The 24,466-nt window shown below is 44.7% G+C and carries 27 protein-coding genes and 1 tRNA gene; 6 read left to right on the forward strand and 22 right to left on the reverse strand.

Going from position 1 to position 24,466, the window contains the following annotated elements:
- Positions 1 to 4: 4 nt before the first annotated feature.
- Positions 5 to 274: a TIGR03643 family protein gene (locus tag FD971_RS07885; protein ID WP_215333785.1), complete on the reverse strand. Its 270-nt coding sequence runs from the start codon at positions 272 to 274 to the stop codon at positions 5 to 7.
- 58 nt (positions 275 to 332) lie between these two features.
- Here FD971_RS07885 and FD971_RS07890 point away from each other — a divergent pair, with 58 nt between their 5' ends.
- The 3 genes from FD971_RS07890 (at position 333) to FD971_RS07900 (ending at position 2,038) form a co-directional block, all read left to right on the forward strand.
- On the forward strand, positions 333 to 1,028 hold the full coding sequence (locus tag FD971_RS07890) for an SDR family NAD(P)-dependent oxidoreductase (RefSeq protein ID WP_215333786.1): 696 nt from the start codon (positions 333 to 335) through the stop codon (positions 1,026 to 1,028).
- 133 nt (positions 1,029 to 1,161) lie between these two features.
- Positions 1,162 to 1,620: a histidine phosphatase family protein gene (locus FD971_RS07895; protein WP_251368715.1), complete on the forward strand. Its 459-nt coding sequence runs from the start codon at positions 1,162 to 1,164 to the stop codon at positions 1,618 to 1,620.
- Between the two features lie 37 nt (positions 1,621 to 1,657).
- On the forward strand, positions 1,658 to 2,038 hold the full coding sequence (locus tag FD971_RS07900; RefSeq protein ID WP_215333788.1) for a DUF2237 family protein: 381 nt from the start codon (positions 1,658 to 1,660) through the stop codon (positions 2,036 to 2,038).
- Here FD971_RS07900 and FD971_RS07905 read toward each other — a convergent pair.
- Entirely contained in the window at positions 2,020 to 3,270 is a 1,251-nt protein-coding gene (locus tag FD971_RS07905) for a DASH family cryptochrome (RefSeq protein ID WP_215333790.1), read from the reverse strand. The genes FD971_RS07900 and FD971_RS07905 overlap by 19 nt on opposite strands.
- Positions 3,271 to 3,456, reverse strand: a complete 186-nt coding sequence (locus tag FD971_RS07910; protein WP_215333791.1) for a DUF2256 domain-containing protein — start codon at positions 3,454 to 3,456, stop codon at positions 3,271 to 3,273.
- A gap of 55 nt (positions 3,457 to 3,511) precedes the next feature.
- Here FD971_RS07910 and FD971_RS07915 point away from each other — a divergent pair, with 55 nt between their 5' ends.
- Entirely contained in the window at positions 3,512 to 4,414 is a 903-nt protein-coding gene (locus FD971_RS07915) for a histone deacetylase (protein ID WP_215333792.1), read from the forward strand.
- Between the two features lies 1 nt (position 4,415).
- Here the strand turns inward: FD971_RS07915 and FD971_RS07920 are convergent, their stop codons facing one another.
- The 9 genes from FD971_RS07920 to FD971_RS07960 form a co-directional block, all read right to left on the reverse strand.
- The gene (locus FD971_RS07920) at positions 4,416 to 5,039 is read right to left on the reverse strand and encodes a hypothetical protein (RefSeq protein ID WP_251368613.1); all 624 of its coding nucleotides are present in this window, start codon (positions 5,037 to 5,039) and stop codon (positions 4,416 to 4,418) included.
- A gap of 85 nt (positions 5,040 to 5,124) precedes the next feature.
- The gene (locus FD971_RS07925) at positions 5,125 to 5,529 is read right to left on the reverse strand and encodes a translational machinery protein (RefSeq protein ID WP_215333793.1); all 405 of its coding nucleotides are present in this window, start codon (positions 5,527 to 5,529) and stop codon (positions 5,125 to 5,127) included.
- Between the two features lie 48 nt (positions 5,530 to 5,577).
- Positions 5,578 to 5,844: a DUF1488 family protein gene (locus FD971_RS07930; protein WP_215333794.1), complete on the reverse strand. Its 267-nt coding sequence runs from the start codon at positions 5,842 to 5,844 to the stop codon at positions 5,578 to 5,580.
- A 95-nt stretch (positions 5,845 to 5,939) separates the two neighbouring features.
- Entirely contained in the window at positions 5,940 to 6,746 is an 807-nt protein-coding gene (locus FD971_RS07935) for a hypothetical protein (RefSeq protein WP_215333795.1), read from the reverse strand.
- Positions 6,747 to 6,784: 38 nt separating this feature from the next.
- Positions 6,785 to 7,054 carry a cupin domain-containing protein gene (locus FD971_RS07940; RefSeq protein WP_215333796.1) on the reverse strand — a complete coding sequence of 90 codons (270 nt, stop codon included), beginning with the start codon at positions 7,052 to 7,054 and terminating at the stop codon, positions 6,785 to 6,787.
- Positions 7,055 to 7,064: 10 nt separating this feature from the next.
- Positions 7,065 to 7,457 (reverse strand): VOC family protein, encoded by a 393-nt coding sequence (locus tag FD971_RS07945; RefSeq protein WP_215333797.1) that lies wholly within the window; start codon positions 7,455 to 7,457, stop codon positions 7,065 to 7,067.
- A 16-nt stretch (positions 7,458 to 7,473) separates the two neighbouring features.
- Positions 7,474 to 8,460: a tripartite tricarboxylate transporter substrate binding protein gene (locus FD971_RS07950; protein WP_215333798.1), complete on the reverse strand. Its 987-nt coding sequence runs from the start codon at positions 8,458 to 8,460 to the stop codon at positions 7,474 to 7,476.
- Positions 8,461 to 8,491: 31 nt separating this feature from the next.
- Positions 8,492 to 9,418: a hydroxymethylglutaryl-CoA lyase gene (locus tag FD971_RS07955; protein WP_215333799.1), complete on the reverse strand. Its 927-nt coding sequence runs from the start codon at positions 9,416 to 9,418 to the stop codon at positions 8,492 to 8,494.
- A gap of 29 nt (positions 9,419 to 9,447) precedes the next feature.
- A complete protein-coding gene (locus FD971_RS07960) occupies positions 9,448 to 10,641 on the reverse strand; it encodes a CaiB/BaiF CoA-transferase family protein (protein ID WP_215333800.1) in 1,194 nt (397 codons plus the stop codon).
- A gap of 112 nt (positions 10,642 to 10,753) precedes the next feature.
- Between FD971_RS07960 and FD971_RS07965 the strand changes: the two genes are divergently transcribed.
- A complete protein-coding gene (locus tag FD971_RS07965) occupies positions 10,754 to 11,668 on the forward strand; it encodes a LysR family transcriptional regulator (protein ID WP_215333801.1) in 915 nt (304 codons plus the stop codon).
- Between the two features lie 63 nt (positions 11,669 to 11,731).
- Here FD971_RS07965 and FD971_RS07970 read toward each other — a convergent pair whose 3' ends face one another.
- The 4 genes from FD971_RS07970 to FD971_RS07985 all read right to left on the reverse strand — a co-directional run bounded on the left by FD971_RS07970 (position 11,732) and on the right by FD971_RS07985 (position 17,040).
- Positions 11,732 to 13,525 (reverse strand): amidohydrolase, encoded by a 1,794-nt coding sequence (locus FD971_RS07970; protein ID WP_215333802.1) that lies wholly within the window; start codon positions 13,523 to 13,525, stop codon positions 11,732 to 11,734.
- A gap of 114 nt (positions 13,526 to 13,639) precedes the next feature.
- Complete coding sequence (locus FD971_RS07975) at positions 13,640 to 15,346, reverse strand: amidohydrolase (protein WP_215333803.1); 1,707 nt, start codon at positions 15,344 to 15,346, stop codon at positions 13,640 to 13,642.
- Positions 15,347 to 15,371: 25 nt separating this feature from the next.
- Entirely contained in the window at positions 15,372 to 16,229 is an 858-nt protein-coding gene (locus FD971_RS07980) for a hypothetical protein (RefSeq protein WP_215333804.1), read from the reverse strand.
- A gap of 19 nt (positions 16,230 to 16,248) precedes the next feature.
- On the reverse strand, positions 16,249 to 17,040 hold the full coding sequence (locus FD971_RS07985; protein ID WP_215333805.1) for a hypothetical protein: 792 nt from the start codon (positions 17,038 to 17,040) through the stop codon (positions 16,249 to 16,251).
- 177 nt (positions 17,041 to 17,217) lie between these two features.
- On the opposite strand from FD971_RS07985, the gene FD971_RS07990 reads away from it, so the two are divergent.
- A complete protein-coding gene (locus FD971_RS07990) occupies positions 17,218 to 17,853 on the forward strand; it encodes an NAD(P)H-dependent oxidoreductase (protein WP_215333806.1) in 636 nt (211 codons plus the stop codon).
- A 6-nt stretch (positions 17,854 to 17,859) separates the two neighbouring features.
- Here the strand turns inward: FD971_RS07990 and FD971_RS07995 are convergent, their stop codons facing one another.
- The 6 genes from FD971_RS07995 to FD971_RS08020 form a co-directional block, all read right to left on the reverse strand.
- A complete protein-coding gene (locus FD971_RS07995; RefSeq protein ID WP_215333807.1) occupies positions 17,860 to 18,516 on the reverse strand; it encodes a cupin domain-containing protein in 657 nt (218 codons plus the stop codon).
- 115 nt (positions 18,517 to 18,631) lie between these two features.
- Positions 18,632 to 19,936: a lipase family protein gene (locus FD971_RS08000; protein WP_215333808.1), complete on the reverse strand. Its 1,305-nt coding sequence runs from the start codon at positions 19,934 to 19,936 to the stop codon at positions 18,632 to 18,634.
- Between the two features lie 60 nt (positions 19,937 to 19,996).
- Entirely contained in the window at positions 19,997 to 21,685 is a 1,689-nt protein-coding gene (locus FD971_RS08005; RefSeq protein WP_215333809.1) for an amidohydrolase, read from the reverse strand.
- Positions 21,686 to 21,829: 144 nt separating this feature from the next.
- Complete coding sequence (locus FD971_RS08010; protein ID WP_215333810.1) at positions 21,830 to 22,951, reverse strand: linear amide C-N hydrolase; 1,122 nt, start codon at positions 22,949 to 22,951, stop codon at positions 21,830 to 21,832.
- Between the two features lie 168 nt (positions 22,952 to 23,119).
- Complete coding sequence (locus tag FD971_RS08015) at positions 23,120 to 24,220, reverse strand: patatin-like phospholipase family protein (RefSeq protein ID WP_215333811.1); 1,101 nt, start codon at positions 24,218 to 24,220, stop codon at positions 23,120 to 23,122.
- A 161-nt stretch (positions 24,221 to 24,381) separates the two neighbouring features.
- Positions 24,382 to 24,458 (reverse strand) — tRNA-Ile (locus tag FD971_RS08020).
- Positions 24,459 to 24,466: the final 8 nt, after the last annotated feature.

Genomic DNA, 24,466 nt, shown 5'->3' on the forward strand with positions numbered 1-24,466 from the left:
GGGCTTACTTTTGTTTGTACTGAGTTGCACAGTAAGCGCGAGTAACTAACTTGCTGCGTAAGGCTACATGCTTAGTGGCTCTGCCAGTTACTCGCTTGCGCCACAGCTCAAAAGAATTACGCTTGAGATTTTTCCTCATCAAAGCTTTTACCTGAGGCTCGGAATATCCAAAAGTAGCCTCAATCGCATCAAAAGGGGTGCGATCCTCCCAAGCCATCTCAATTAACCTCGAGAGATCGGCTTCGGAAAGTATTTGAGGTAGGCGCGTTGACATCAAGCAAGTTTAAGACTTATTCAATAAACTGGCTGGACCCCATTCATTTACCCCATTCATGTCATTAATTCCTAATTCTTTCCGAGCACTCGTGATCGGCTCCTCAGGAACCATCGGCTCTGCCTTTATGGAATTGCTTGAGAATGACCCAGCGTGTTCAGAGGTCATCGGCATCAATCGCAGCTCTGCTAACCCGATTGATTACCAGGATCTCACTACGATTGAGGGGGCAGCAAAAGCCCTTGCAGACCAAGCACCATTTCAGCTCATTATTAATACCATTGGAATCTTGCACTCTAGCGAGTGGATGCCAGAGAAAAAGCTGGATGACCTTAATCCAGAGCAACTACAAACACTGATGCAGATAAACGCAATAGGCCCTGGCCTCACGATTAAGCATTTTTCTAAGATACTAGACCCGGCAGGATCCGTGATGGCAACACTCTCGGCTAAGGTAGGCAGCATTGAAGACAATCGTCTCGGTGGCTGGTACAGCTACCGCGCCTCTAAGGCTGCACTCAATATGCTCATCAAAACGGCATCGATTGAATTCACTAGAACTAAACCACACACTGCGCTTGTAGCACTACATCCAGGGACGGTTAATTCTCGCTTATCAAAACCCTTTAAGGGCGAGCAAATTGGTAGACCCCCTTTGGATGCTGCGCAAGATATGCTCAATGTATTGCTCTCACTGAGCAAAGAAGATTCAGGTACCTTTATTAGCTACTCAGGAGAACGCTTACCCTGGTAAGCCACACATCTTTATGAAACTACGCTTATCTTTTTTTCTAGCCCTTTGCGCCCTGCTTTTGGCCCAGAGCAATTTGGTTGTAGCGCAAAGTGAATTAGCCAACAAACTCCAAGATGGGACGCATGTGCTTTTAATGAGACATGCAGATGCCCCTGGGTATGGTGACCCAAAAAATTATCAAATCAGTCAATGCTCTACTCAGCGTAATCTGGGCGACCTAGGGCGGAAGCAAGCTAAGACTATTGGTGACTGGCTATCTAAGCAAGGCATTCAGCAGGCAAAGGTCTACAGTAGCCCATGGTGTCGATGCGTAGATACAGCGACCCTTCTAAATAAAGGGGCGGTTAAAAAAGAGCTTGCCTTAGGCTCATTCTTTGATGACATGAGTCAGGCAAAAAAGCAGACGGAAGAATTAACAAAATTCATTGCAGTTGAGACAAAACAATCTCCAAATATACCCATCATTATGGTGACTCACCACGTCAATATTCAATCTTATGTTGGCGAGGTTGTTAACTCGGGTGATATGGTCTTAGTCAAAGTAGACTCAGCCGGAAAGCCGCTATCTTTTAAGTTGTACCCAAGCCCTTAAAGCGGTTTCACTCTCATTTTTAATACAAAGAATACTTATGCAAGATGCCATCACCTTAAATGTATTGGGCCAACCTTTAGTGCCCTGCTCTTTCGATCCTTTAACGGGATTTTTTAGGGATGGGTGCTGCAAGACCAATGAGGAAGATGCGGGCAGTCATCTAGTTTGCGCAATTATGACGAATGACTTTCTACAGTTCAGCCTCAAAAGAGGCAATGACCTCATTACTCCACGACCTGAATATCAATTTCCAGGTCTCATAGCAGGCGACCAGTGGTGCCTTTGCCTTAATCGTTGGATTGAAGCCTTAGAGGCGAATTGTGCCCCCACAATTCAATTGGAAAGCACGCACGCAAACGCCTTGGAGAAAGTATCCCTGGAGGTGCTACTGCAATACTCTCAAAGCCATAGCCTTTGATACTCCCCCTGGGGATCGTGATCTTGGGTTTGTTTGGCGATATTAAAACGCCTTCCCCCTCGAGGATCCGTTCCTCGTCCGGCTAAATATAGCCAGTTACCTTGATTGCTATAAACATCATAGTCAAGCAACTGAGACTCAAACCAGGCAGCGCCTAAGCGCCAATCACCCTGTAAATCATAGATCCAGTAACTGGCAACAACCTGACGCATGCGATTAGACAGATAGCCAGTTTTGAGTAACTCACGCATTCCGGCATCTACTAGAGGCTCACCAGTAGCGCCAGCCTGCCATGACTCAAAGCTTTGAAGATTACTGCGCATGACAGGGGCGTCACTTAAGCCCTGAGCTTGATAGAGCTGCTTCCCATATTTAAAGTGCAGGAAACGGAAATAATCTCGCCATAGCAACTCAAACCACAACCAATAAGTACCGTCATTAGCACCATGAGATTGTTCATACGCAGTTAACTCAGTAGCAACCGTCCTAGCGGAGAGACAACCCAAAGCAAGCCAGGGAGAAAACTTACTGGAATAGTCCTTGCCAATGAGTTGGTTGCGAGTTTCTTTATAGGTATCTGGTAGGCGCCTTGCTAGATATTGCTTTAGATGATCAAGAGCGCTGCGCTCACCACCTGCAAACAGATAGGGTGAGGTGTTAGCTTGCTCAGCAGTTCTTATCAAGGAAGTCTCTACAAGTTCAGGCAAGGAGGGTATTTTCGAAGGCGCTACTACTGGCGCTGAAAATCTTAAGCCTGCGTTCTCTACTTTTTTACGAAACTGGGTAAACATGTCTGGCATATCTTGAACTGGAAAGGGCAGACACTCCAGCGATAACATGCTTGATTGCCAGAACTCCTTAAGCAAGATTCCCCGCTCTTGAATTGCCTGGCTCTGATGTATTTCTTCTGGGGCTTCAATGCGCTCACAATAAACCGCACTGGCACGTGTGAATTGCGCCAACTCCAGAAGCACTTCCGCGGGTTCGCCCTCATACTCCAATAAATCAGATCCCAGGGTACGAAGTTGCGCCTTTAAATCATTCAAAGATTCCCGCAAAAATACTCGGCGATGACGATCCCCTCTTGGGAAGCCCAAAGTATGAGTCTCCCGTGCCTGCGGAAGATGAATGTATACCGGCAACAATCTGTCAGCACGAAGACAAGCCTCCAATAAAGCCGGGTTATCTATCAGCCTAAGGTCATTTCTAAACCAATAAATGAGAGTGCTCACTTATTTCACCCCAGGTACGACTGCAGAAGATTTCTTGAGTCGGCAGGCATCGGAGCAATACTTAATAGACTCCCAGTTTTTAGCCCAAGATTTACGCCAAGTCATCTCCCTGCCGCAAGTCACACATAACTTACTTGGCAAAAAGGATTTATTTCCTTTAAATCCAGACTTTTCTGACTTACTCATACCGACCCATTTAAAAACGAATAGACTACAAAGCAAAATCGAGAAAGAGATTGCTTTGAAAGCTTTTTACGCAGATCACTATGTTTTACCACTTCCCGCCGGACACCGCTTTCCGATGGAGAAGTATGGAAGACTGCGCGATTTAGTTTCACAATTGGATGGCATTCAACTTGAGAACGCCCCCACCGTCACTGATACTCAAATACTGTATGCACATGATCCTAGCTACCTGATCAAAGTGCTACAAGGCACTCTCAACTCAAAAGAGCAACAAGAAATTGGCTTTCCCTGGAGCGTCCAAATGGTTGAGCGCTCGCGAAGATCTGCAGGAGCAACACTGGCAGCTGCAAAGCTTGCGCTCACTGAAGGTATCGCAGGAAATTTAGCTGGGGGCACACACCATGCCTATCGCAATAAAGGTAGTGGGTTCTGCGTCTTTAATGATTCAGCGATTGCAGCTAGGGCGATTCAGAAAGAAGTGAATTCCCAATTAAGGGTTGCCATCGTTGACCTGGATGTTCACCAGGGCAATGGCACTGCCTCCATTCTGGAAAATGATCCCTCTGTATTTACCCTATCGATACATGGGGAAAATAACTTCCCATTTAGTAAAGAGCTAAGTGATCTCGATATTGGTTTGCCAGATGGAGCTGGCGATGAAATCTATATAAGAGCTCTCCACCAAGGCCTAGAAATCCTAGATTCTCGCTTTAAACCTGACTTGATTATTTACTTGGCCGGAGCCGATCCACATGAAGGAGATCGCTTAGGAAAACTCAGCGTGAGTAAAGAAGGAATGCGCCAGCGAGATGAATGTGTTTTCCAGTACGGCTTAGATCGTCAAATTCCGATCGCATTTAGCATGGCTGGAGGCTACGGTAGAGAAATTCAGTCGACCGTGGATATTCATTTTCAGACCATTCAAACCGCACTGCGATACCAACAACAATACCCCTAAATCAATTTTTCTTTATTGGCAGGGTGTTCAATGTCTTTGCATCATTGAGTTGTCTATCAACTAAGTACAGGGTTCCACCATAGTTAGCCTGCAGATCGTAGCCAGATAAACCCACTGTATAGATTGAGATGTAGGGGTTGAAAGAGCGAATAGTTCCACCAGAGCCTGCAGAGAAATTAGCATCAACATCCATGCCGCCACGCTGGCCATCAATCGATGTTAGTAAGAACTGGTCAATGGCATCGGTATTTTTAAAGATGATGACTTGGTATTGCTCTTGATATCCCGCGCCAACTCCTTCACCGGTTTTCATAGCCTCCATAAATATAGGTTCCGGGCGACGCTTATCAAAGAGCGCACCTTCGCCTCTGGCGAGAACGAGTAAGACCACATTTACGTTCGTTGTGCTGAATACGGCATATCCCGGGGCTGTCTCGACCTCTTTTTTAATCGCCGGATTTTGCTTAATCAAAGCGGCCAGGCCTGTCTTAGACATTGCTAGAGTAGCTTGACGTTTTTGCAGAATCTCTTGCTCCGTTAAAGGCTTTCCATCACTACCGGTGGACTGGCAAGCAACTAAAGCCAAGGCGCAAACGAGAACCAGCAATCTTGATACAAAGAACATGAGAATCCTAAATACTAAAAGGTTGGCTACTAAGGTGGTATTTGCAATATTGGAAAATTGCCCCCAGTTTCAGGGGGCATCTTAATTAACCAGTAATTACGGTGTCGCCTTTTAATGCATCGACTTTATGGAAATATTTTTTTGCATAAGCTAGCAACTGTCCATCAGTAGGATGATCAACAGTTTCAATGCCAACTACTTTGTCAGCAATCAGATGATCATGCTTAGTAGCATGCTTCATGAGCTCTAATTTTGCAGATCCTGGTCCAACAATCAAAATCTCTTTTGATTCTTTCACTGCCTGAATCACTTCATGCAAATAATGCTCGTCTGGTCCAGCATGCGCACCACTGACGTTTCCACTTTTATGATGGATGTTCTTGTGCGTAGATCTCGTTTTGATCACTTCACTCTCACTTGCAGTGGGATTGAAATAAATAACATGTGCTTCTTGGTGGTCAATCCAAATTACTGAGTGATTAAATGACATAGGTTCTCTTTCTTATTAAAAAACGGACTACTAAGCACTACAAAATGATCAATCCAGGATTAAATCATGGCTAAACAAATGAACGGCACCATCAATAGCATGGCCGTTGATAATTTTTTGCTCTGCTATCGAAAGCAACTTTAATTGATGATTTTTAAATAACTGCAACGCATTCGTCTCAACGCTGTCAGGATCCAAATCCTGAAGAGCCTCATAGCTAAAACTGCACTTGAGGGCTTTACCGTCAAGTATTGCTGGATAGGAGACATCACCATTCTCTAAAACAGATACGGGACCAACAAATTCAAGCTTCATGGGGGCTCACTTTATTAAAAATAGTCAAATAGCTCTAATATTTTGAACCTGATATACAAAGTGTACTTGATGCATATCAAAATCTTTGGCCTTAACTAGCTGGCATCTAGCTTTCGTTGATTCAAAAAGTTCTGGGTAGTTCTAGCCAGATGAATGTCGTGAGTCTTACTTAAAGTCGACGATCGCCCTAATAGATCTTCTGCGGATGCTTGAAGATCCGAACCATTGCTGACAAAAAGAATTTGATTCATTCGATCATCCTCCACCACGAGGACCGACGGGTAGTCAAAAACACGATCAATGCGCTCTTGATAGACCTGATTAAGCCCCGCTGCGCCCGAGAAGTTGATCACTAATATGCCATGTGGCTTTAGGCACGCCAGACAACTGGCATAGAAATCCTCACTACAGAGCTGGGCTGCTTGTCCTAGCTTGGTATACCCATCAACCAGCAATACGTCAAATTGCTCTTCAGTATTGCGCAAATATGCTGCACCGTCAGCCTCCAAAACCTGAAATTCGGCTGTATTTTGCGGGACATGGAATTTATCCTTAAGTGCAATCACTTTAGAGTTATTTTCCAAAACCAAAATAGATGCAGCCGGCAAATGGTGGTGGCAGTACTTAGCTAAGGATCCACCGCCCAAACCAATCATTGCAATTTTTCTGGGATCAGTATGAAAAAGCAGAAAGCCCATCATAGTTTCGGTATAGCTCACCACTAAACGTATGGGCGCCTGCATGTCCATTAAGCTTTGCGTGGACTCACTATCAAAATACAGGGCTTTAAACTTGTTGCTTTCGACGATATAGGGTTCACCTTGTGTACCGTCAAACCTTTCTTTTAATTTAGAAAGGCCTTCTTTAAGACTTTGAATTCCTGCTGACTGGATGAGTGACATCCCTCATCATAAAGCCACCATCAGCAAGTAGGATGGGCTTAGTTTTTTCTACTAGCTAAGTACTGAACGCCTTCATTACCATAACTTTCAGCATGTTCTTGACTATGCGGCAAGTGAAATACGTCTCCAGTCAGATAAGTGCGCTTAGTGCCATCAATAACAATATCGATTTGACCTTGCGTCACTAGAGCCCTCACCTCAAATGGGTGGGCGTGATTATCCAAGAAGCCACTCCGCTCTCGAATCACCAAAACGGGCTCAGGAAAATCTTCTGCACTAAGCACTTTTAGAAAAGTTTCCAGATTCATACACTCAGACTTAAATTGGCACACTAATTTCAATGAGATTTTGATCTGGATCTCTCACATAGACTGAATTGATCTTTGTAGTGGCCCCAGTTCGAATGACCGGCCCCTCCATAATCGGCCAACCCATCTCACCGAGCTTTGAAATCACTTGCTCTAGTGGTCTATCGGCAATAAAACACAGGTCGAGAGATCCCGGCGTCGGAATATCTGCTTTAGGTTCAAATTCTTTGCCCTTAATGTGCAGATTAATTTTTTGATTGCCAAACTTAAAGGCCTTACGCTCTACTGGTGGCGTGCCGCCAATAAAGCTTTCTAGCTTCATCCCTATGACGCGCGTATAAAAGTCAACGCAGGCTTCTTCATTTGCAGTGGTTAATACCAGGTGGTCTAAGTGATCAATCATCTAATTCAACCCTCTATCAATCAGCCTCAATCTTGGCCGCCTTAACAACCGAAGTCCATCTGCCATTTTCGGCCTTAATAAACTCATCCAATTGCTTGGGATTCATATAGACAGCTTCTGCACCCATCTCTACTGCCTTTTGCTTAAACGCTGGCGCAGACATTACCTTAGCAATTTCAGTTGTGAGTTGATTCACAATTGGCGCTGGCGTATTGATTGGGGCAAAGACTGCAAACCATGAGGTGGCGTCTAGTTTTGGCAAGCCTGCTTCAGCAGCTGTAGGAACATCCGGTAGGCTCGGAATTCGTTTTTTACCAGTAGTGGCTAGGGCACGCAATTTACCAGTCTGAATATGCGGGATGAACGGTGGGGGCGTTCCGAATGTGAGATCTACCTGACCACCCAATAAATCAGCTAATGCGGGACCAGTTCCCTTGTAAGGAATGTGCGTCATTTTGATGCCCGCTTGTTGCTCAAGCATTGCACCAGTAACGTGCTGCAAGGAGCCGTTACCAGAAGACGCGTAATTTAACTTGCCAGGATTTGCTTTAGCGTAAGCAATGAGTTCATTCATCGTCTTAAATGGCAAGTCAGCCCGGACCACCACAATTTGTGGAGCTGAAATTACATTCGCTACAGGCTGGAAATCCTTAAGCTCCCATGGCAGTGGGTTCTTGCTTACCAAAGGTGTGATGACGTGATAGCCGGAGTACTGAACAAGCAAAGTGTAGCCATCGGGATCGGATTTTTTCACGGCTGCCGCTGCAATTGCACCAGAGGCCCCCGCTTTATTCTCAACCACAATTGTTTGACCCAATGCAGCGCCAAGGGGTTGAGCCAATACTCTTGCCGTGAAATCAGTTGTGCCACCCGGTGCAGATGATGCAATAAATGTAATCGGTTTATTTGGGTACTTACCTGAGTCTTGGCTATAGGCGGCAAACGGAGTTTGTGCAAGCAATATTAAAGTCAGAATATGCAGATTTGAAAAATATTTACACATGAAAAAGCCCTCAAAATGAAATCAATAAGAATTAACGTAACTCTGCCACATAAGTAGGTGCAGGATGCAAATCACAAGTGCTGCCAGCTTGAGCAACTTGCCCTGGGACAGCATGCCCCACAATTAGCGGCAACTCACGCGCCAACCCAATTAAACGCGGAATATCAATCCCAGTGTCATACCCCATCGCATCGAGCATATGAATCGCGTCTTCACTAGAGATGTTGCCACTGGCGCCTGGTGCGTAAGGGCACCCTCCTAGACCGCCAAGAGAGCCATCAAAGCGCACAATTCCGGATTGCACTGCTGCAAGTACGTTAGCTAGCCCCATTCCACGGGTATTGTGAAAATGAAAAGTTAACTGCAGATTGCCAAACTTCTGCTGCAAATCTTCAGACATTTTGCTAACTTGTGCAGGATGAGCCATTCCGGTTGTATCGCAAATAGTCACGCCGCGTATACCCAGATCCGCAAAGCGCTGAACAAATTGCTCGACCACAGACTGAGGAACATCCCCCTCCATTGGGCAACCAAAAGCTGTTGATAAGGAAACGTTGATTGGCGTTCTTCCATCAACAAATTGAATGACTTCAGCTAATCCTGCAAAGCTTTTTTCTCGGCCCATTCGTAAATTAGCTAAATTATGAGTTTCGGAAGTCGACATCACAAGATTGAACTCATCTGCGCGAGACTCAAAAGCGCGCTCTGCCCCACGTAGGTTGGGCACCAAGACTGTGTACTCAACTCCTGGAATACGTTGAATTCTGCCCATAACCTCTTCGGCATCCCGCAACATGGGAATGGCTTTGGGTGATGTAAAGGAAGTTACCTCAATCTTGGCAAATCCACATTGGCTTAATTCATCCACCAATTTAACTTTGTCATCAGTCGGAATAAAGTTGGGCTCAATCTGGAATCCGTCCCTGGTAACAACATCATTGAAATAAATTCTAGTCATAAGATTGAATCTTCTAGTTAAGTTAATAATTATTTAGTAAAGGCAATGCCGCGCTCTTTTAACGATGCTACCTGTGCCTCGGTTAATCCAATACTTTGCAGAATTTCATCTGTGTTCTCGCCAATATTCGGAGCCAAGGTTTTAATGGATCCTGGTGTGCGAGATAACTTCGGAATTACTCCGGGCACATCTAGCTTGCTGCCGTCTTGCATCTGGATTGTTTCAATATTGCCCCGTGCCTTGAAGTGTGGGTCATTTGCAATATCAGCAATGGTATAAATTTTCCCTGCAGGAACCGCCACAGAATCGAGTAACTCCAAGGCTTGATCTGTAGTCATTGTTTTTGCCCAAACACCAATTGCCTGATCCAACTCTGCAACACGAGCCACTCTGCCATCGTTATTTTCAAGCGCTGGATCATTGGCTAAATCTGCCCTATCAATCATCTTCATCAAACGCTTGAAGATGCTATCGCCATTACCAGCAACTAGTACATAGCCACCATCAGTACAAAGATAAGCATTGCTCGGAGCAATGCCTGGCAAAGCGCTACCACCAGCCTGTCGAACTTCACCAAAGGCGCTGTACTCAGGTAGCAAGCTTTCCATGCAATTAAAGACTGCCTCATACAAGGCTATATCGATCACTTGACCTTTGCCACTTTGATGACGCTCTTGTAGCGCCAATAAAATTCCGATAACACCATGTAGTGATGCCAAGGTATCGCCGATACTCACCCCAACTCGCACGGGCACTCTACCTGGCTCAGCAGTGAGATGACGCAGGCCACCCATAGCCTCAGCCACCACGCCAAATCCCGGCTTATCGCGGTAGGGACCAGTTTGACCATATCCACTAATTCTTAGAACAATGAGTTTAGGGTTGAGCTCGAGCAATTCTTCAGGAGCAAGACCCCAACCCTCTAAAGTGCCTGGCCGAAAATTTTCAATAAGAACATCCGCCTCTGTAATTAAAGTGCGAACAATGTCTTGGGCTTCAGCTTGTTTTAAATCCAGGGAAAGAGAGCGCTTATTTCGTGACTGAACCTGCCACCAGACTGAAGTGCCATCTTTGAGTAAGCGCCACTTACGCAAGGCATCCCCTACTTTTGGTGGCTCAATCTTAATAACATCGGCACCAAAATCGGCTAAGGTCTTGGCGGCAAAGGGGCCGGCAATTAACTGCCCCATTTCAATCACTTTCAAATTGGCTAATGGCTCCATACCTATCCTTAAATCTACTTTTTTAATAAATTACGCCCATTTGCCCCGCCTGAGAATTGCTATGAACTGAACAAGCCTTCTCATTTTGCGAAGGCTTAGATAGAATATATTCATGAACGCCTTCATAAACCCTGCCAGAATCGACTTTGTCACCCTCAAGCTCTTTTGCGCTGTTGCAAAATCGGGAAGCATTACCAAAGGTGCGAATGAATGTAGCCTCGCATTATCAGCAGCCAGTCGGCGGATATCCGAGCTAGAGGAAACGGTGGGCATCTCTCTCCTTGATAGATCTGCCAGAGGCGTCACCCTGACTCAAGCAGGCCATGCAGTAATGCAACATGCTCTACGCCTCTTCCAAGGTTTTGAACAATTTAGCAATGAATTAGGTGAGTATTCCAAGGGGGTGAAGGGACATGTTCGCCTCTGGGCGAATATGTCAGCCCTCACAGAATTTTTACCAGCCGCTCTAGCGCAATTTCTTATAGAGCATCCCGAGATTCAGGTTGAGGTAGAAGAGCAGATTAGCGGCGATATTGTGAGGGCCCTCATGGATGGAATTGCAGATATCGGCGTATTTGCTGAAGGATCTCCCACTACCGGCTTAGACACTCAAGTCATTGGCAATGATGAGCTCGTTATTACGTGCAGTAAATCTCACCCACTCAGCAAGAAGAAAAGCGTTACTTTTGAAGAGTGCCTAGAGTATGACTTTGTTGGACTCAATCGAGGCAGCTCGCTTCTAGAGCTCACCTCTAGAAGCGCCGAGAAGTTAGGCAAGCAAATGCGATTACGGATTCAAGTGCGAAGCTACGATGCAATGTGCCAAATGATTGCAGCCAATCTGGGAATTGGCGTTCTACCCATCCAAGCTTGCGCAGCACAGATCCAGGCCATGGGACTAGTAGCTATTCCCTTGAGAGAATCCTGGGCTAATCGCAATTTATTAATTGCAACTAGAGAAGGTGCAACCTTATCTCCCCCAGCTACATTGCTTCGAGAGCATCTGCTGGAGCAGTGCGTGAAATAGACTACATAGCGATAAATGCCAACCCTAAGGCTGGCATTTATTACTTACCCACCATCATGACAATTAATGTAAAGGTCTAGACTGCTTAGTCTCAGACACCGGAATAACTTTGCCACCCAATATAGTCGCAACAACTCCCACATCTTTAATCTTGATGCTAGGGATTGTTTGTGGATCCGCATCTAGTACTGCAAAGTCAGCAAACTTACCCGCCTCAATACTTCCGACCTTATCTTCGACACCCAAGGTGTAGGCAGCATTAATCGTAATCATCTTCATGGCATCGTTAGCACTAACAGCCTCAGCTGGCGCCCAGACTTTGCCATCGTTATAAACATCTTTACGGGTAACAGCAGTCCAAACCTCCTTTAATGGCGCCGGCGCTGACACTGGTGCATCTGAGTGAATGGAGGTCACAATGCCACTGCGCACTAAGGTTCCAATACGGGTTGCATAAGAAGCACGATCAACACCTAAGGCAGGGTACTCTAACTTGGCACGTTCAGAGATATAAGACAAATTGGCGCTTACAACTGCACCTAATGTCTTAATCTTCATTACCATCGCAGTAGATGGAATGCCGAAATGATTAATCGTATAGCGATGATCAAAACGCGGCTTTGCATCAATCATCAATTGCAAGGCATTGATTGAGTGCTGATTTCCGATATCACCATTGCTATGAATATGGATATGAAAACCAGCATCCCACCAAGGTCTCATCGTATTTGCAAAATCTACTGATGACTTGTAATTAGAGGAACCTAAAGTGTTATTTGTGTAGCCTGGATGCTCCATACGCATCGTTTCTGGCAAGTAACCACCGTCGCTATAAAACTTCACACCTTGGAAAATCAATCTGTCGTTATCTAGCTGACTCAAGTTTTGGGCTTCTTGGATAGCTTTATCGCCATACTTTTGAATAAATGGTTCAGCATAAACAACTGGCACGATACGAAGAGCACCGCGAGGTGATGTAGTGTAAGCCTTAGCTATTTTGGTTTCAGTTTCAATATTCAAAGTACCAAAAGCTAGATCACCTGATGTAGTAATGCCCGCCTGCTGCATCAAGTCATTGATATACATGTAATCATTTGGAATTTCACCTGGCTTCAAAACATTCTTTCCAGCCAAGCCAAGAATGTAGGTAACCGCAGGTATTTCCAAAAATTGGCCATTTAGCTGACCATCTTTGTCCAGACCAACGCCTTTGATAGTTTTCACCTTCTCTGGTGTGATGTCATATGACTTAATGAATGCACTATTAACGTACATATCATGGCCGGAGATATCCCACACAATGATCGGCCTTGTTGTTGATGCTTGATCTAGAAGTTGACGATCCGGCAACTTGCCCATTGCCACTACATCGTATCCCCAAGCCAATAGAGTCTCCTTGGGATCTTTAATATCAGTAGAATATTTTTTGAGTTGCGCTATTGCCGCCTGTAGGTTAGGAACCCCTGGAAACGGGGCGCCCCATGGATTAGGCATTGGAGATGGCGTTAGCAGTGGCTTATTAAATAAGACTCCAGCAAGTAGAGGATGCGCATGTGGCTCAATAAAGCCTGGATACATTACCTTGTTTGCAAACTGTCTATTAATTTGGGTTGGATACCTATCAGTCCAGGGCTTCATATCCTCTAATGTGCCGACCGATAGAATGCGGCCATCAGCAACCGCTACAGCCGTGGCATTTGGAATGGCAGGGTCCATTGTGACAATTTTCTTCGCCACAAAAACAGTAATCTCAGCGATCTTCGGCGTTGATGGGGGATCAATCAGCTGTACTGATAGAGCCGTTCCTGAGAAAAGCCCCGCCACGAATACATAAATAATTTTTGATTTCAAACTCATAAAGATTCCTAAAATTTTCTTCTACTTGACCGCGATAGATAACCATTAGCCCATTAAAGACAAACACCCGCATCAGCGAGTGTTTGTCATGACTACTTAATTAGTTAAGCTTTTTTATTTCAGACTCACCTGCTTACCGTCAATCCAGGTTCCATTCACTTTGATATTACGAATTTCTGCTGGCGGAGTCTTGCGTGGATTCTTCTCCAATACCACCAAGTCAGCTTGCTTACCAACCTCTAAGCTACCCACGATATTGTCAGCAAAGATTTGATATGCGGCATCGATAGTAATCGCACGAATCGCATCATCAACAGAAACTGCTTGGGTTGGCCCAAGTACTTTTTGTGGAGGCAGTTGCCATAGGCGCGTTACCTCTTCACTTACATAGTTCAAAGGTCCGACATTGGAAACCGGTGAGTCGCTATGAAGCGTAAATTTACCGCCCAAACGCTTAAAGTCTCCGGCTGGGTCAATTCGCGCAGCACGCTCTGATCCAATGATGTGGTTACTAAATGCCGCACCCCAATAATTGACGTGGCCAATAGTAAAGCTAGGTATTACACCCAACTTCACCGCTTTTTTCACCTGTGACTCACTATTCACAGTGAAGTGTTCAATACGCAAGCGACGTTCTTGCGGCTTTGAATTGCCAGTCAAAAGCTTAGCGTAACTATTCAAAGCTTGGTCAATTGCTTTATCACCATTAGAGTGTGAAGAAATCTGCCAACCCTGATCAAAGAACGACTTCATGGAAGCATAAATATCAGCATCCTTATAGTTCAATGCCCCAGTCCACTTAGTATCTTTTGGATAAGTGTAAGGCTGGTTGAGTGCCGCCGTTAAACCTTGTGTAGAACCATCGGTGATGTATTTGATTCCAACAAAGCGTAACTTATCATCGCCCTCATTAGGCTTAATAGCGTTATAGCCTGCAGGCAAAGTCTCACTAAATAAATAACCACGAACCCGAATAGGTGATGCATTTTTAGCGAAGATTGCTTTATAAATTGCCACTTCTTTATCCACGCCAAAATTACCACCAACACTCATATCGGAGGCAGTTGTTACCCCTGTTGATGCCATTTTCTTCATAGTCCCCTGAATAGCACCAAACAACTCAGCTTCAGTAGGATTGGGCATCTTTGCCATGAATGGCAAGTAAGAAGGTGGCTCTACCAACTTGCCTGTAAGCTTACCTTTGGCATCTTTTACATAGATACCACCACCCTTGGGGTTTGGAGTCTTATCAGTAATGCCTGCTAACTCTATCGCCTTATGGTTAACATATCCAATGTGGCCAGACTGATTCACAATGAAGATTGGAACTTCTTTAGAAACCTGATCCAAATCATCTGCCGTAAGCTCTGCCATAAATGGCGTTGTACGTGATGGATCTACGCCAAACCCAAACAACCAACCCCCCTGCGGAATATTTTTTAGGTGAGCCTTCATTTTTGAAATCAAAGTCTCTTTAGTGTCATAGGGCAATGAGAAGTTGCTGAGATTCAAGCCCAAGCCTTCAAAAACCGATGTAACCATAATATGGACATGTGGCTCAACAAAGCCTGGCATCAATGTTTGCCCTTGAAGATCAACCAACTTAGTGCCGCTTGACTGCCATTCTTGGGTGATGGCATCTTTAGTGCCAACCGCAACAATCTTCCCATTCTGAACCGCAAGGGCCTGAACTTCTTCATTCTTAGCATTCACTGTAACAATAGGGCCACCATAGAAAATGGTGTCAGCATTACCTTTTGCAAAGGTAAGCGCACATTGGGTCATCAATAATGTGCTTAATAGTTTTTGTGCAAATTTCATCTTAAGTTCCTAACTTAGGTACAAATTATTTCAGAATCACAACGGTTGCAGTTGCACGAGCGCCCCAGCCAGATGGTCCGCCCGGCGTATTACTCACGTAGTACATTGGTCCAGCGCCAAACTGAAATGGCACACCATCAAATACCATGAGCTTTGAGACTCCCGCGTACAGTGGATTTGAAGTACGGCGTGCGTCATAGTTATATTGCGCTTCCATATTGGCAGTGAGAGTCCAAGCTGTCTTAGTCGTATAGGCTATAAAAGGCTGGCCATAGAGATTATTTTGAGTTCCAAAACTTGGATTACCACCAACACTCCAAGATTGGTAACCCAACGCACCATAAGTCCAAGGCCCAGCACGATTGAGAACAACCGCCGTCACACCGGCGCCAGTTTGTTGAGATCCAAATTTGCCGCTATTACCAGAAGGTGATTGAGCGTAAGGGCCCACACCCCAGATCCAGGAAGAGTTGGTGTTAGGCGCATAAAAAGATTCGAGCGTAACACTTGCGATACCGTATCCTGAAAATGATTGGCCTGCTGCATTTTGGACGCTGACTTCTCTAGCTCCCGCAACAATAGGACGCACAATAAATGTATCGCCGCCCCCAAGGTCAAATGGAGCTACCGGCTGAAACAGTAAAGTTTGCTCAGAGCCGCCTTGATTTTTTCCAACACCTCGACTGAACTCATACTGCAGAGGTACTGAAATCATATTGGCGATAGGGTTTGCTAATTTTTTGGCAATATCAACCTTATCAACATCGCCACTAGGCGCTGACACAGCAGAAGATTTACTAGCTTGCGTAGATTGACCTAGCACAGGGGCAGTAATAGTAAGTGCCAGCAATAGAGTTGCTAGCGTTTTAGAGAAATGATTCATGAAGTATCTTTAGAGGTAATTAGAATTTAAAGGTAATGGCAACTTGAGGGCCTTGCATAGTGGTCTTTTGCAACACGCCACCAGATTTCATATCGTAGTAGAGAGCACGATACGTTAGCGATGCATCAATCAAACTACCAAATGATTTACCTACACCGGCCATTGCTTGCCATGTCAGGTTAGTAGTACCCCCACCACCACCAATATCAGCATATGCAGGAATGTACCAAGTGGAATCTGCAATACGGTAACGCCCCTTGGCACCAATAATCGGGTCTATCGTAGAGGTCGTTTTGGAAATAGACTCCTTCTCAGCTGTACCAACGAGGTTGCCGAAAAGTGTAGCGGTAACATTAATTGAGCGTACGCCAAGCAAAGCATCAACGTAGGCATCCTTCGTATTAGCTAGCGTATAAGTGGCAGCACCAGTCAAAATAGTCTGCTGCAAAGTAACCCTATCTGCAACGGTGGCGGCTCCACCCGCTACTGGAACCGAACCAGACTTTTGCAGGGTAGCAGAGATGACATCACCCATGATTCCCCAATTACCTTTATGCGCCTCTGCTGCGATCATGCCACCGGACTTCAGGTTGCTAAGAACATCGCTGGAAGTAAAGTCCGCAGATTTAGCAAGGCCATTATCAAAATTCATGGTGCCTTTGATGCCCGTAAGCCAGAGATAGGGGGTTACTTCAAAGCGCCATTCATTTGAGGCCTTGGGGATTGGAGAGACTTCTTGGGCAAGAGCAAAACCTGAGGAGGCTAGTAGCGCAAATATTCCAAAGAAAGTCTTAAAGAGGGATTTTTTCATAATGGGTGAATAATTCAGAGTGAAGTAAGAAGGTGATAAAAATAACAATCGTTATTTTAAAGGGCTTTATCTATTTAAAGGCTTATTGGAAACCCCAATAATGGGTGGCTCTGCAATTAACTCTAGCCTCCGCTAAACTGCATCCAAGTCAGCATAAATGCACTAGAAGGAAGAAAAATGAGCTTAATTAATCAATTACAGTGGCGCTATGCAACCAAAAAGATGGATGCCAAAAAACTGGTTCCGCTTGAAAAGGTCGAACACATCCTTGAGGCTATTAGGTTAACTGCCAGCTCAAGCGGACTTCAGCCCTATGAATTGATTGTGATCACCAATCAAGATATTCGCCAAAAAATTAAGGAGGCGGCCAATAATCAATCTCAAATTACAGACTGCTCCCATTTAATCGTTTTTGCAGCCTGGGACAACTACACCGCTGATCGCATCAATGCTGCCTTTGATATGACGGAGACAATTCGCAACTTTACAAGTGAGTCAGGTACCGCATACCGACAAATGCTCTTGAAGACATACCCAGCCAGAGATGCTGAAGTGAACTTCACGCACGCTGCCAAACAAGCATATATTGGACTGGGCACCGCCTTGATTGCAGCCGCTTACGAAAAAGTAGATTGCACTCCGATGGAAGGTTTTAACCCGACAGCAGTAGATGAAATTTTGAATCTGAAAGCCAAAGGTTTACGGAGCGTTGTCATGTTGCCCTTGGGATATCGAAATTCAGAGGAAGACTGGCTAGTCAATCTTAAAAAGGTGAGAAGAACTAAAGAGCAATTTATCTCATGGATAGAGTGACGGGGTTTAAGCCTGCATTAAATGCCCGGTCTTAACAAAAATCGTGCAACCTTCCTTACTGAAAGGCTGATGCAAACTCATATGAGGACTACGAATCCATGAGCCAGCTGGATAGCGTCCATGCTCATCCTCAAATACGCCTTCGACTACAAAAATCTCTTCACCGCCATAATGCTTGTGGGGGTTAAAGTAAGTTTGCGGCGCCCACCTTACTAATGTTGAGCCTGTGCCCTGATTCATTAAAGGCATCACCGTCAGCCCAGGAACCATTCCCTGAAACCAAGATGTCGAATGGGTATCCACAATCTCTCTCTCAATTTGCTCCGACCCTAAGTGTCGTAACTTCACAAAAAGAGTACAGCCATGCTCGCTAAAAGGCGCATGAGATGAGCCGGGAGGATTCATGATGTAAGTACCAGCAGGATAACTTCCTGTTTCATCACTGAAGACCCCCTCTAAAACGAGAATCTCCTCACCCAACTCATGAAAGTGATTTGGAAAATTCGCTCCTGCCTCATAGCGAACAATTGAAGTGGCCCTAGCCACCTCATCCCCCTGACGATCAAGCATGCGCCTCTCAACCCCCAACGAAGGACTGGGGATCCATGGCAGATCATGGTGGTTAAGCACTACTCGTTGACTATAGTCAGAATGAAGATCCATTAAGAACTTTGCAGTTATTGATTTTGATGAGTAAGCATAACAATGGATTGAAATTGTTGCTCAAAAGAAGAAAACCACCCGAGGGTGGTTTTCTTGTTGCAGAGAATGACTAGCCCTACTTTTGAGGACAACTATTCGCCAATGACTTTCCAGCAATGCGATCTTTAACCCAGTCAAGATACATCGGGGCTGAAACTCCGGGAGTAGTAAAGTGAGTTTGCTCTCCTGGCAACTGAATTCTTCCTACATTTGCCCCCATACCGCACATTTGCTTCTGATAAAGCTCATGCATGATTGGAGGAACTGCGGTATCTTTTGTGCCCCAATAAATCACAACAGGTGCAGTAGGTTTTACCGGCTTAACACTGCCATCAACAAATGCCTTGACCCATGCCAAGGAGTTGCTTGGTTCTGACTTCAGGAGAGTTTTATAGTTATCCCCATAAGCATAACTAAAGGTATCTGCTAGAACATGCATGCACTTGTTTCTAGATAATTTATCTACCACCTTTACACCCTCATCAGTCAGTACATCGGATAGCTTCAGATCAGGAAAAGCCGCCTGTGTACCCCACAGTCCCATCATATAGTGGGCGAACAGAAATACGTTTGGCACATTAGCCTGGGTAAAGCCATTCATGAGTTTTTTCGCACCTGCCTCATCAGCCGGTACATTTGGAAGCATGGCTGCTACATCTTCTGGTGCCAAGGCAACAAATCCTAGATATTGCAGATTATCTGCTGCAGTGCCTTGAAGGGCTTGGTAGTCTGGCAGACTTGCGGCAGCAATAGTAGCGCCACCACCCTGAGACCATCCATACACTACAGTCCTTTTACCGGCGCCCACTTCTTTCATGGAGCTGGCAGCTCTTGCAGAATTAATAACGTCCCTACCGTTTGTTTGTGCCACAGCATACTGATGCTTGCCACCGCCACCCAAGCCTTGGTAGTCTGTAGCAACAACAACATATCCTTGATTGATGAACTCTTGACCATTTGGAATTCCGTAATCGGTCCAAGAGTTACCGTCCATCAGGAAATATTCATTTAACGCAGCAGTTGGATCAATAATTTGAGATGGTCCACAGTTTTGAGCCGAACCTGTTGTGCCATGTGCCCAAGCCAATATTGGCCTTCCTTCTTTTGGGCTTGGTCCAACAGGCGCGATGATGGTCCCAGTAGCAATCGTTTTACGGCCCGCCACATCAGATGAGATATAAGCAATCTTCCAAGCCTGCGCACCTTTTACAGATGTTGCAATTTTCTCTTTAGAGATGACTTGACCCAACTTACCTTCAGGCGCCATTTTCATGACGGAGGCATAAAAAGGTGGCATTGGTGGATCGGCATATACAGCGGAAGACAAAACGCCTAGGGCTGTGCTAAGTACTACTAGTAAAAGTTTAGTAATTTTTTTCATGATCCATAAAAATAGAAGAAGCTATAAGTTCAATATTAAACGACAACTCTACATACTAAATTAGGGACGAACATACAGATCTTTACCATTCTTAATCGTCTTCACAATCTGAATATCCTTAATCTCCATTGGATCCACTTTCAATGGGTTGCGATCAAGCAGAACCATATCGGCAAGCTTGCCGGCGGCAATACTACCCTTTGATGCCTCTTCTTTGTATTGATATGCAGCTACAGAAGTAAATGCACGAAGAGCAATATAAGGATCGATACGTTGATCAGGGCCCAAAACTCCCCCTCCGTAGATATTACGGTTTACAGCAGTTCCAATCGTAAACAAGGCACTTGGACCAGACGAGGGGGTGTCATTATGAATACCAAATTGCATCCCCTTTGTATGGGTCAAATTGAGCGGCACCATATTGCTAGCCCTCTCCTCGCCTAGAATTTTTCTATACACATCGCCATACATCCAGATATGGTTAGGCATAAATTGAGGAAGGATTTTATTAGTCTTGTACTGATCTAGTTGATCATCGCGAATAAAAAAGGAGTGTGCAATCGCTGTTCTGCGATCTTCAGTAATACCCGTTTCACGGATTGCTTTAGTAATACCAGAAAGAGTCATATCAATCCCAGCATCGCCATTGGAATAGCCGTAATACTGGATATTTTTTTCGTAGGCCAGCTTTGCGTAATGATCAACCAAAGCCTGGGTAGCAACAGCCATACCACGCCAATCTTTTGGGAATCCCGTAGTGTCGTTATAAGGCTTAGTAAAGTACGCTAAACGTAATTGAGGTGCGCCATCGGTAGACACCAAGATTCCAGCCACTTTGAAGCCACCATCACCCCTTGTGTAAACACCAAATGGGTATTTTTGGTTTGTTGCCAGCAACTGATCGACTACATCGTAAGTTGGTAGCGCAATCAGATCCAGACTAATCATGTTGCGATCCACTGCTTGACGCATATTGCGAATATCCTCAAGTGTAGTTTCATAGCTCTGTGCAGTGGTAAACCCATTTGAAGCGTAAATCTTTTCAGCCTTGCGATAGGTTTCCATCATCAAGTCTTGGGAATATTTACCAAATACCTTAGCAGTTGCACTTATATTAGGGCTGCCAATTAATTCACCGGTAAGTTTTCCTGTTTTTGGATCAACAGGAATCATCCCCTGCACAACTTTGGTGGATTTAGTAATGCCTAATTTTTTCAAGCCAGCGGAATTCACAATTCCTGTCAGAGTAGAGATGTTATTAACAAAAACAGGCTGATTCGGAAATGCCGCGTCTAATTGCGCAATTGTCAAAGGGCCATCAGTTAAAAAAGCATCCGCATACTCCGCCCCAATGATCCATCCATTAAATGGTCGAGCCTCAGCCTTTAAGCGGCCTATGAGCTCCTGAGTTGTATTGGGAGGCTTCTTTGAAAAATAACCGAGATTAACGCCCAGAGTATTTTGAGCAATTAAAGTGAAGTGACCCCAAGCATCAATAAAACCCGGGATTAAGGTTTGACCTTTTAAATCATGAATATCTGGATTTGCACCAGCTTCATTTAAAGCATCTTTCATACTGCCGGTATAGCTAATCTTCTTACCCTTCACCACTATTGCCTCAACATACTGTGGCTTATCACCCTCCATAGTCAGGATGTCGCCATTGAAATACACGCTTGCACTACCAGCAAATACTTGAGTAGTCGTTAATAACAATAAAGCGGATAAATATATTTTGAGGATTTTCATGATTGAATCACTTATGAATGGATGCGGGGTTCTGTGGGGCAAGATTACTCAAGGCAAGGCCAACTAAAAACTGGATAGCCCATTATTACAAAAAGATAGCCCTAACCAACAAAAAACCACCCGAAGGTGGTTTAGTGGAGAAACTTATTTTAAGAACTCTGCTGTCAGGTCATTTTGAGGGTATGGTAATTTATCAACCAACCAAGTCTTCGTCTTTCCGGACTTAAATACTTCATTCAAATTAATCTCAATAAAGTTCGTACGATTTGCATAGTTTGCAATTTTCATGCGATTATTTTTTAAGTCCTTGATATTAACCCACTGCGTGTAATCAGAAGTAATCTGCTTACCATCCATTGACCGAGCAACGCCAATAGGAATATCGACGTTATTTAACACATGGTCGGCGGCTTGCATTGCATCAGCGCTATTACTTGGCTGATACATAAACTGCTTTAAATAAGTCGCTCTCACAAAGCGAGATGGTGGAGTGTAATCTGCTGGTAAACCCAATAAGCCCCCACCCTGACCTAGTTCAGTAACGTTGGTATTGCCTACAGTTACAGATGCGGTTGCAGTAGATGTAAGTGATATGTAATTACGCACATTGTTCAGATGCCAGTCATAGGTTGGCGCATTAGTCAGCACTCCAGCTACGTTATTGTGGATCGTCATTTGACCCTTCACAAACTCAACAACAATGCTGTCACCACCTCGGTCCGTTAACACCAGGTGCAGCCATGGTGGCGTTGGCAATCCTTTGACTTCACTTGGGTCAAACCACACCTTGTATTTAGGTAGTTCGTTTCGCAACTCTTTAACTGAACCAAACATTCCTAAAATGAAGCCTCCTAAATTCAAGATAGAAACGTAGTTCTTATCTTGTGGAGTAACGGTTTGATATTCAGTAAAGCCAGGTAAAAAATTTCCGCTAATAGCTAGGCCTGCTTCATTTTGACCCTCAAGATATGCAGGGGGACCGGCTAAGACTCCAGGGGCAATTGCAGCAAATGCATATTTACTAGATAGGTTTGTTGCAGGTAACTTAAGCGATGCTGGGGCGCTAAGGGATATTGGCGTGCCCTTAGGATTTGCGGTGAGCTGCCACTTCATATCGAATGCCCACTCCATCGTTCTACCTGCAACAACAGAGCCATCTTTTGCAACGATATTGACAGCGGTACATGCATTACTCGCAAATGGGGTAAAAGTCAGAGTAGTGACAACCGAAGCAGCCACTATTTTTTTAATCATTGTTTGTTTCACTGGAACTCCTTAGTACAGGTCAAATTGAATGTGAAAAGCATAGCATTGATCAGGTGTCGATAGCTGCTAGCCATCAAAGAAAATGAAATATGGGGCGCAAAAACTTCTAAGTTTCCCTCACTTAAAGTATTTTCCTTGAGCTATTAACGACTTCTAGCCCTGCAGACCTCAAGCAGACATCCAAAAGAGCTTCATCTCCGGAAGATCTTGCATACCTCGCTCATACCCATACTTGATAGCAGGCCCCATAATTTCTGGGTCTACAACACTCATGGTTTTTCTACCTGGCAACATGCCAACAACAACTAACTTTGTCTTTGTGCCTCCCGCCTCTAGATCTTTTACTTCTTGCAAAATCGTATTAGGCAAATGATTTAAACGCAGACCTTCTTTTTCTTGTTGAATCGTATCCGCTAAAGCAACAACAAGGGCCCTTCTTGACCCAGCCACAATATCGCAGTGCGTTTCTGTCGAGCCAATACTTCCATCCATGCAAACGCGATCTTTTACCCAGGTTGGTCCAGTGACTCCAGGTGCTGAGGCGCTGGCAGCACATGCATCAATCACAGATACACCCGAATCTGGAGCAATAACTAAACGCTCAGCGGTGTAGCAATCAATAGTAGTGATATACATTTTTTTCGGGATAGTTTTCATATCACCTAGAAATACTTTCATGTTTGCTTGAAACTTATCAGATGGAATTGATTTTGCAGCCATCGCAGCATGGCCAATTGCCTGAATAGTATCGGGATTGCCATCCTTAGCAGTGAGACCCATTTTCATTACTCGCTCCTGGCTAGGGGAGAACTTCTTGGTTGGCACTAACTTAGCCATGATCTTTGGATAGTCTGCTAATAAATTAAATTCTGCAGAAAATAAATCTAGACGGCTACCCAATAAAGCGCTGCCTAATACTGCACCAGCAGAGGTGCCGACAACGATATCAGCCAAGCGTAGATCAATTCCATTTGTCAGCATGGCATGAAAGTAGCCAACTAAAAAAGAGCTCATATATTCAGAGCCACCACCCAAAACGATTGCCCGATCCTTACCCTTTCCCGGGGGATTTTTATACGGTATGGGATGAGCTAGGCCATCATTCCAGCCAGAGGTCGTTTTCTGAATTTCTTTAGCCTCTAACGCTCTCACCTCGGCTATCGTTTTCTTAGATAGATTGAGAGATTGTGAAAATGCCTGCGTGCTTGCGACAGCTGCCACGCCTGCAGCGGAGGATTTTAAGAAATTGCGTCGAGAAGATCGTTTCATATTAGCCCAGTTAATTGTTATCCCAATAACTATCTTTATATCAAACCTTTCTTAACGCCTAGCAATCCTAAATATTCGAAAATTTCCACACCTTGATTCGATACTTTGCGGCATCAATAGAAAAACGACTTAGGAATTTCTCCCTAAGTCGTTAATTTCATTGGTGGGCCCACCAGGACTTGAACCTGGGACCAAAGGATTATGAGTCCTCTGCTCTAACCAACTGAGCTATAGGCCCGTTAGTCT

This window comes from Polynucleobacter sp. AP-Ainpum-60-G11 (assembly GCF_018688375.1).
GTDB lineage: Bacteria > Pseudomonadota > Gammaproteobacteria > Burkholderiales > Burkholderiaceae > Polynucleobacter.

Coding starts and splice junctions, on each gene's coding strand:
- FD971_RS07930 (WP_215333794.1), bottom strand. CDS start 5,844: ATGAAGCTTGAATTTGTTGGTCCCGTATCTGTTTTAGAGAATGGTGAT.
- FD971_RS07990 (WP_215333806.1), top strand. CDS start 17,218: ATGAGCTTAATTAATCAATTACAGTGGCGCTATGCAACCAAAAAGATG.
- FD971_RS07920 (WP_251368613.1), bottom strand. CDS start 5,039: ATGTTCTTTGTATCAAGATTGCTGGTTCTCGTTTGCGCCTTGGCTTTA.
- FD971_RS07940 (WP_215333796.1), bottom strand. CDS start 7,054: ATGAATCTGGAAACTTTTCTAAAAGTGCTTAGTGCAGAAGATTTTCCT.
- FD971_RS07950 (WP_215333798.1), bottom strand. CDS start 8,460: ATGTGTAAATATTTTTCAAATCTGCATATTCTGACTTTAATATTGCTT.
- FD971_RS07970 (WP_215333802.1), bottom strand. CDS start 13,525: ATGAGTTTGAAATCAAAAATTATTTATGTATTCGTGGCGGGGCTTTTC.
- FD971_RS07925 (WP_215333793.1), bottom strand. CDS start 5,529: ATGTCATTTAATCACTCAGTAATTTGGATTGACCACCAAGAAGCACAT.
- FD971_RS07965 (WP_215333801.1), top strand. CDS start 10,754: ATGAACGCCTTCATAAACCCTGCCAGAATCGACTTTGTCACCCTCAAG.
- FD971_RS08000 (WP_215333808.1), bottom strand. CDS start 19,936: ATGAAAAAAATTACTAAACTTTTACTAGTAGTACTTAGCACAGCCCTA.
- FD971_RS07975 (WP_215333803.1), bottom strand. CDS start 15,346: ATGAAATTTGCACAAAAACTATTAAGCACATTATTGATGACCCAATGT.
- FD971_RS07945 (WP_215333797.1), bottom strand. CDS start 7,457: ATGATTGATCACTTAGACCACCTGGTATTAACCACTGCAAATGAAGAA.
- FD971_RS08015 (WP_215333811.1), bottom strand. CDS start 24,220: ATGAAACGATCTTCTCGACGCAATTTCTTAAAATCCTCCGCTGCAGGC.
- FD971_RS07885 (WP_215333785.1), bottom strand. CDS start 274: ATGTCAACGCGCCTACCTCAAATACTTTCCGAAGCCGATCTCTCGAGG.
- FD971_RS07955 (WP_215333799.1), bottom strand. CDS start 9,418: ATGACTAGAATTTATTTCAATGATGTTGTTACCAGGGACGGATTCCAG.
- FD971_RS07910 (WP_215333791.1), bottom strand. CDS start 3,456: ATGAGTAAGTCAGAAAAGTCTGGATTTAAAGGAAATAAATCCTTTTTG.
- FD971_RS07980 (WP_215333804.1), bottom strand. CDS start 16,229: ATGAATCATTTCTCTAAAACGCTAGCAACTCTATTGCTGGCACTTACT.
- FD971_RS08005 (WP_215333809.1), bottom strand. CDS start 21,685: ATGAAAATCCTCAAAATATATTTATCCGCTTTATTGTTATTAACGACT.
- FD971_RS07900 (WP_215333788.1), top strand. CDS start 1,658: ATGCAAGATGCCATCACCTTAAATGTATTGGGCCAACCTTTAGTGCCC.
- FD971_RS07935 (WP_215333795.1), bottom strand. CDS start 6,746: ATGTCACTCATCCAGTCAGCAGGAATTCAAAGTCTTAAAGAAGGCCTT.
- FD971_RS07995 (WP_215333807.1), bottom strand. CDS start 18,516: ATGGATCTTCATTCTGACTATAGTCAACGAGTAGTGCTTAACCACCAT.
- FD971_RS07985 (WP_215333805.1), bottom strand. CDS start 17,040: ATGAAAAAATCCCTCTTTAAGACTTTCTTTGGAATATTTGCGCTACTA.
- FD971_RS07890 (WP_215333786.1), top strand. CDS start 333: ATGTCATTAATTCCTAATTCTTTCCGAGCACTCGTGATCGGCTCCTCA.
- FD971_RS07895 (WP_251368715.1), top strand. CDS start 1,162: ATGAGACATGCAGATGCCCCTGGGTATGGTGACCCAAAAAATTATCAA.
- FD971_RS07960 (WP_215333800.1), bottom strand. CDS start 10,641: ATGGAGCCATTAGCCAATTTGAAAGTGATTGAAATGGGGCAGTTAATT.